This is a genomic window from Clostridium sp. (genome assembly GCF_032552055.1).
GTDB lineage: Bacteria > Bacillota > Clostridia > Clostridiales > Clostridiaceae > Clostridium.
Genome location: NZ_JAWGSV010000167.1, coordinates 1 through 6,793 on the forward strand (window position 1 = coordinate 1; position 6,793 = coordinate 6,793).

Genomic DNA, 6,793 nt, shown 5'->3' on the forward strand with positions numbered 1-6,793 from the left:
CGATCAGATTGTGACTCTATAATTTTGACACTATTTTCAACAGATCTTTCGATAAATTCTTGAAATTTTTCTTTATCAGTTAAAATAATTTGATATCCTTTTCGATTTACGAATTTAATTTGCGCACCATTTTCAACCAGAATAAGTTTTAATTTTTTTATATCTTGTTGGATAGTTCGTAAACCCTTTCCAAGCTCATCAGCAATTTCTTGGCTTGTTATATAATTAGGATATTGATCTCTAAGCAAATTGATTAGTTGGATTTCACGGGTTGATAACATATCATCACTCCTATCAATTATAAATAATATAAAAAATAAATTATTATGTTCAACGATTTAATTATATCATTTTTAATAAGTTTATGTTTATATAATCGTCTTATCTCAATTTATAATTAGAGCCACCAGTAAACTAGTGGAATTGATATATTCCCTATTGGGTTTAAGTTGAAAAACCATTTGCACGATATTTCTCATCATGACAGTGCAAATAATTAAAGATACACTACATCACAAAAGCATCACGATTAGTAGTGAAAATTGCATGGAAAGATTTAATTCAAGCATTATCATACGGACACCACTTTCATACTAACAACAGTATTCCATTATGTAAAATAAAGAAGAAAAGGTTGTAATCCCATAGATTATAAGATTCCAACTTATTATTTAATCTATTTTGATACAACCTAATATTTACAATTTAGAGAAACTTAAATTTTATATTAATCACAATAATGATGCTGCATCTTTATCTATAATTAATGTGAAATTAGGGTGTAAGGTTAAGATAGTTGCAGGAATATCAGAATCAATTTCAAGAGACAATAATTTTTTTACAATTCCAGCTTTTTCTTTTCCTGAGGCGATCATAACTAGATGATTAGCTCTCATTATACTTCTTGGCCCCATAGTTACATAATAGTCAGGTACATATTCATAGTGTCCTTCGAAATCTTCTGCCAAAATGTCTTTCATTTTTTCATCGGCTATAACTTTTGTGGTTAAATCACCAAATTTAGTTGTTCCAGGTAAGTTGCCACAGAAGTGCCCATCAGCACCAACTCCTAAAAGAATCATGTCTAATCCGCCATCTTCTTCAATTCGCTTATCTTGAGTTTCCCAGTTTGTGTGATCCAAAATATGAATATTTTCTTCAGGGGTATTTGTTTTATTAAAGAAGCATTCTCTCAGTACAATCATTGTTACACCTTCACGGTCTTCTTGTTTGAATGGTATTTCGTCAAAGTTGTAGAAGTGAACATTACTAAAATCTTTGTCTTTAATTTGGGGGGCAAGGATTTCATAAGTCCTAATAGGAGTTTCACCAGCAGTAATAGAAAGGTTAACTCGTCCTTCTTTATACATGTATCCTAATACGTGTGTAGCTGCAACTTGACTCATTTCTTCATAATTTTTTGTAATAATAACTTTCATCTTTTTTTACCTCCATAATTATACTATTTCACGCTATAAGCATAACGGACTATAATATTTACCTCAATTGTCTTATTTTCGCTTATTAGCGAAAATAAATAATATGATGTTATTGCGCCAATAGACGAAAATATATGAAAAGAAGTTGTATACATTATCTTATATAATTAGAAACGAAAGGAGGAGTAAATGTGAATAATGTAGAATTTGAACTCATTCTATATGCTGGGAATTCTAAATCTAGCGCAATGGAAGCTATTCTATTAGCAAAGAAAGGTGATTTTGAAGATGCTCAACGTAAATTAGAAGAAGCAAATGAACAATTAAATTTAGCACATGAAGTTCAAACTAAATTATTAGTGAATAATGCTAGAGGAGAAAAATGTGAAGTAGATATTTTAATGGTTCATGCTCAAGATCATTTAAATGGAGCTCTGATTACTTTAGAGTTAGTTACAGAAATGATTGAAATGTACAAATTAATTAAGGAGGGAGAAAAATGAGAATATTATTAGTATGTCAACAAGGAGTCTCTACAGGAATGCTTGTGGAAAATATGAAAAAATTTGCTGAACCAGATGATTATATTGAAGCGGTACCGGTAGCTCATGTTCCTAAAGTAGTTGAAAATTTTGATGTAGTCTTAGTTGGCCCACAAATCAGATATAAGTATGATGAAATCAATGATTGTGCAAGTAAATATAATAAAAAAATTGCAATGATTGATATGCTGGCTTATGGAATGATGGACGGGAAAAAAGTAGTACAACAAGCTAAAAGTTTATAGAGGGGTGGTAACATGAAAGAAAAGAAATCAGTTTTTATGAATTCTCTAATGAAAATTACTGATAAGATTGCAGGGCCATTAACAAAATTTGCAAATCTGCCATCAATTTCAGCTATTCAAGAAGGTATGTTAGGTATCATGTCAACCATGATTGTGGGTTCCGGATTTATTTTATTATATTCAATTGCTGATCCTGAAATGATGGGAGGAAATGCATTACTTCCATTCTTAACTCCGTATCTTGATCAAATCTATCTAGCATATACAATGACAACAGGTTTCTTAGCATTGTATGCTTCGTTAACAGTTTCAATGGCATATGCAGAAAAAATAGGTGTAGATATTAAAAATGCAGCGGTGTTAGGACTTACAACATTTCTATTTATTACTGTTGGGCAATTTGCTGATCCAGAATGGGGTTCAATTTTGATTGAGGGATTTAGTGCAGGAGGATTATTTACAGCATTAATTTCAAGTATCATTGTAGTTAGAATTTACCATTTCTGTGAATCAAAACAAATGATGATTAAAATGCCTGCTGGTGTTCCGGTATCAGTAATAAAATCATTTGCTGCTATTATTCCATTTTTAATTTGTGTAATTGCTGCTTGGTTAATTAGATCAATTCTAGGTTTTGATCTAAATATGAAATTATTTGGATTAATGGAACCATTAATTAGTGCAGCTGATAATATCTTCTCTTATACAGGACTTACTACTTTAATGCAAACATTCTGGTGTGCTGGATTACATGGGGACTTAATTGTTTATTCATTCTATGCTCCATTACTTACAATGTGGGATACCGCGAATGCAACAGCATTTGCCATGAACGAGACTCTTCCTTATATTTGGACAACAGGATTTGAATATATGGGAGCAAGTTATTTTCCATTAATCTTCTTAATGTGGAAATCTCCAGTAAAACAATTTAATGCAGTCGCTAAAATTGCAGCTCCAGCGTTGGTATTCAATATTACAGAACCAATTCTATTTGGTTTACCAATTGCATTAAACCCATTCTTAATCATTCCTTGTATTTTAGGAACGGTTGTTGACTGTTTGATCAAGTATGGTGCAACGATGCTTGGATTTGTTGATCGTTTCCGTATTACGCTTCCATGGTGTACTCCACCTATTATTGGTTCGCCACTTAGTACAGGGGACTTTAGAACAATCATTTTAATTATTGTGCAATTCTGTATCGGATTATTAATTTACTATCCGTTCTTTAAAGCATATGAAAGACAAAAATTAGCAGAACAAGAAGACTTGTTATGTTCTGAAGAAGCACAAGCATAGAAGAGTGGAGGCTTAATAATGTTTTATTCTTGTAATTTAATTCTTATCGGTTACATTTTACTTGCCTTAAAAGTTTTTAATCTGTTTATTTTTCAAGTTTTTGGTTTATTAGGTTATCTTCTAATTGGAATAGGAGTGTATAAACTGAGCAAATCAAAAGAAACGAAACTTGGAGCATTTGCAGCATTTGGATTATTCTTATTGATGGGGTATAGTTTTGTAAAACCACCTGTAACAAAGCCAGAAACGATTGATATTGTATTTGCTATTGTTCAAACATTACTATATGTGTTGCTGAATTGGGTTCTAATATACTTTATGTTTGAAGAAATACACTCTCTATTGAAATCAAAAAAAATGGTTGATGATGTTCAATTGTGTAAAAAGAATAAAACAAAGTTTATGAATCTAATTTTCTATTCAGTTCTTTGTCAAAATGGAGTCTTCATGTTTCCGAAACTTGGAGCAATCTTATTTTTGATTGGAGTTGGATTGGCGATTTATTTATCTATCATTCAAGTTATATATTTTTATAAAGTATCGAGATTAATACAATGTTAGTCTAACACGGATAAATCATGGAAATGAAACATAATGACTCACATAAAATAATGATTAAAGTATAAAGGATATCGTGCGAGATGATATCCTTTTTTTATGGTTAAATCCTGCATAAAACGATAATTTAGTTGCTTATGTATGATGCTAGTATAAAAGGGCAGATACCATAAGTTAAACTAAGTAAAATATTATTTAGTAAGAAAGGAAGTGCCCAAGAATGGGTAAGGGCAAAAGATATACACAGGAATCTAAAGAAATGATAGTAGATTTATATAATTCCAGGATGAGATTAGCAGAGCTAAGGAAGCAAATGGCAAGGATCCAGTAGGAAAATGAAATATTAAAAAAGCTATGGCTATATTTGAAACACAAAAATAGGGCTTTAATTCCAATCATTGATACATAGAAAAAAGATTATTGACTATGCTTACGGAAAATCAATGACTATAGAAGAAGATATTAAAAGTAAGCTACATGAAAAAAGAACGTAGAATTAACTAAGTTCTTTAGTTTTTATTATTAAGTTTTATATTTTACTAATTTTTATTTAGATAGTAATCCATAACATTTCTTACTTTAGGTACAGTTACATGACTACCACCTCTGCCTTTAACATCTTCAATAATCATTGCCATAGAAATCTTAGATGAATCAGGATCTACAGATGCATACCATCCATTTTCTGTTCCAGTAGTATCATCTTGAGATTTTTTAATTTCAGCTGAACCAGATTTTCCAGCAACTCTATGACCTGGAACTGCACCATCTGCAATAGTTGCACCAGAATCATTAACTAAGGCAGTAAATGCTTCAACTAAAGTTGGCAAGTTATCTTTTGATATTAAACCTTCCTTCCAAACCTTAGCTTCAGAATTTTCACTTGTAACTAACCTTGGTTGCATTATATTACCTTCATTAGCTAAAGTAGTGTAAAATAGTGCTACGTGAAGAGGTGTAACCATTACTTCACCTTGTCCATATCCTGTATCTGCTAATAATATATCTTTACTTAACTCACCATCATTTGAAATTTGTGAGGATTCCATTGGATATTCAAAAGATAGTTCCTCTGAAATTCCAAAATCCTTAAGTCCTTTAATAAATTTTTCACTTCCAAGATCTAATGCAACTTGAGCATAATAAATATTATCAGAGAAGTTAGCTGCATCTTTTAAATTTATAGGCTTACCTGGATCTATAACTCTTGTGATTTTATAATCACCCCAAGAACTATCTGGTTGCCACTTTAAACCCTGTATATCTATATTTGCATTAGGGTCTATAACTCCATTTTCAACTCCAATAATAGAAGTTAATAATTTCATAGTTGAACCTGGTGCATAAACTTTGTTAAATCTATTTAGCTCATCAGCATGATCGTTTTCTTCCCACTTTGCTTTTTGAGTTTTTGAAATGTAAGTAGTAAATATATTTGAATCATAAGAAGGAGCACTTACCATAGCAATTACTTCGCCTGTTTTAGGGTTTACAGCCGTAGCAGCACCTTTTTCGCCTGACATTTCGCTATATACTTTTTGTTGTAATGCGGAATCTATTGATAAAGTAATATTTTCTCCATCTTTGACTTCCTTGCTTGCAATAGTTATTTTATCATAGTCACGTTCTATATATATTTCAGCAGCATCTTCACCTTTTAGAGTATCTTCATATACTTGCTCTAATCCTGCTTTACCTATAAGGCTTGTATCATTATATCCCTTATCTTTATTTTCTTCTAATTCTTCAGCTGTTATGTTTCCTACATATCCAATTAATCTACCAAAGGCTTCTCCTCCAAGATAAACTCTTCCTATCTTTGAGTTAATTATAATGCCTTCTTCTTCTCTATTACGAAGAGAATTTAGTTTTGGATCATTTGGTAATATATCAACTAGAGGAATAAAGTGTTCGGGATTAGTGTTAGCTTCTAGCTTAGTAGTAATATTTTCTTCACTAATATCCAAGGCCTTTGCGATTTCAGATATTTTTTCTTGAAAATTAGCTTTATTAAAGTTAGCAGGGTAAATTCCTACTGTATTTATAGTTCCATCAGTAGCTAATAATTGCCCATCTTTATCAAGAATATCACCTCTTTTAGCTGGTGTTATTGAAACTCTAAGCTTATCATCTTTAAGCATGTTCGGAAAAATAAGTCCTTCATCCCAATTCAACTTATAAGAACCATCTTCTTTAACTAGAGATACTTTATAATCATCTAAAGATAAGTTTCCAGTTATGGTATCCATAGTTAATTTAAAAGGAATAGTAACACCATTATCATCTTTTACCTTATCTCCATTAATTTCAAAAGATAAGTTTTTAGCCTCAATGGCTGAAAAAATATTAGTATATCTCGAAATAAAGTCTTCTTCTGAAATATATTCTTTAGACTCACTAGTTAGCATTTCATACATAGCAGTATAGTCTGATTCAGCCCATTTTTCTGTAAAGTTATTAAATGACTTTTCAGCTTTACTTATACCTGAGCATCCATAAGATATCAGCATAAAGGTAAAAACCAAGGCAGATACTATAACTGATTTTAAATGTTTTTTATATTTCATAAATAATTAACCCCCTAAATATACATTTAATGTATAAATTATAACATTAAAAATTGTAATTTACATAATTTTAGTAAAATAAAAAATAATGTATATAAGTTGCGATAAATTTTTTATACCTTATTAAGCTGGTTCATATT

The 6,793-nt window shown here is 30.7% G+C and carries 7 protein-coding genes; 4 read left to right on the forward strand and 3 right to left on the reverse strand.

Going from position 1 to position 6,793, the window contains the following annotated elements; all coding sequences use genetic code 11:
- Positions 1–281: HTH domain-containing protein (locus E6248_RS11145; protein ID WP_316340873.1), on the reverse strand; the 281-nt coding region annotated here is incomplete at its 3' end.
- Between the two features lie 450 nt (positions 282–731).
- Positions 732–1,439 carry a glucosamine-6-phosphate deaminase gene (locus E6248_RS11150; protein WP_316340874.1) on the reverse strand — a complete coding sequence of 236 codons (708 nt, stop codon included), beginning with the start codon at positions 1,437–1,439 and terminating at the stop codon, positions 732–734.
- A 191-nt stretch (positions 1,440–1,630) separates the two neighbouring features.
- Between E6248_RS11150 and E6248_RS11155 the strand changes: the two genes are divergently transcribed.
- The 4 genes from E6248_RS11155 to E6248_RS11170 are packed head-to-tail and all read left to right on the forward strand — an operon-like array spanning position 1,631 to position 4,089.
- Complete coding sequence (locus tag E6248_RS11155; RefSeq protein ID WP_316340875.1) at positions 1,631–1,942, forward strand: PTS lactose/cellobiose transporter subunit IIA; 312 nt, start codon at positions 1,631–1,633, stop codon at positions 1,940–1,942.
- Positions 1,939–2,226: a PTS sugar transporter subunit IIB gene (locus E6248_RS11160; protein WP_316340876.1), complete on the forward strand. Its 288-nt coding sequence runs from the start codon at positions 1,939–1,941 to the stop codon at positions 2,224–2,226. Before E6248_RS11155 ends, E6248_RS11160 begins: the two co-directional genes overlap by 4 nt.
- Positions 2,227–2,238: 12 nt before the next feature.
- Positions 2,239–3,528 carry a PTS transporter subunit EIIC gene (locus E6248_RS11165; RefSeq protein ID WP_316340877.1) on the forward strand — a complete coding sequence of 430 codons (1,290 nt, stop codon included), beginning with the start codon at positions 2,239–2,241 and terminating at the stop codon, positions 3,526–3,528.
- An 18-nt stretch (positions 3,529–3,546) separates the two neighbouring features.
- Positions 3,547–4,089 carry a hypothetical protein gene (locus E6248_RS11170; protein WP_316340878.1) on the forward strand — a complete coding sequence of 181 codons (543 nt, stop codon included), beginning with the start codon at positions 3,547–3,549 and terminating at the stop codon, positions 4,087–4,089.
- 536 nt (positions 4,090–4,625) lie between these two features.
- On the opposite strand, the gene E6248_RS11175 is transcribed toward E6248_RS11170, so the two are convergent.
- On the reverse strand, positions 4,626–6,653 hold the full coding sequence (locus E6248_RS11175; RefSeq protein ID WP_316340879.1) for a penicillin-binding transpeptidase domain-containing protein: 2,028 nt from the start codon (positions 6,651–6,653) through the stop codon (positions 4,626–4,628).
- Between the last annotated feature and the right edge of the window lie 140 nt (positions 6,654–6,793).

Coding starts and splice junctions, on each gene's coding strand:
- E6248_RS11160 (WP_316340876.1), top strand. CDS start 1,939: ATGAGAATATTATTAGTATGTCAACAAGGAGTCTCTACAGGAATGCTT.
- E6248_RS11165 (WP_316340877.1), top strand. CDS start 2,239: ATGAAAGAAAAGAAATCAGTTTTTATGAATTCTCTAATGAAAATTACT.
- E6248_RS11175 (WP_316340879.1), bottom strand. CDS start 6,653: ATGAAATATAAAAAACATTTAAAATCAGTTATAGTATCTGCCTTGGTT.
- E6248_RS11150 (WP_316340874.1), bottom strand. CDS start 1,439: ATGAAAGTTATTATTACAAAAAATTATGAAGAAATGAGTCAAGTTGCA.
- E6248_RS11170 (WP_316340878.1), top strand. CDS start 3,547: ATGTTTTATTCTTGTAATTTAATTCTTATCGGTTACATTTTACTTGCC.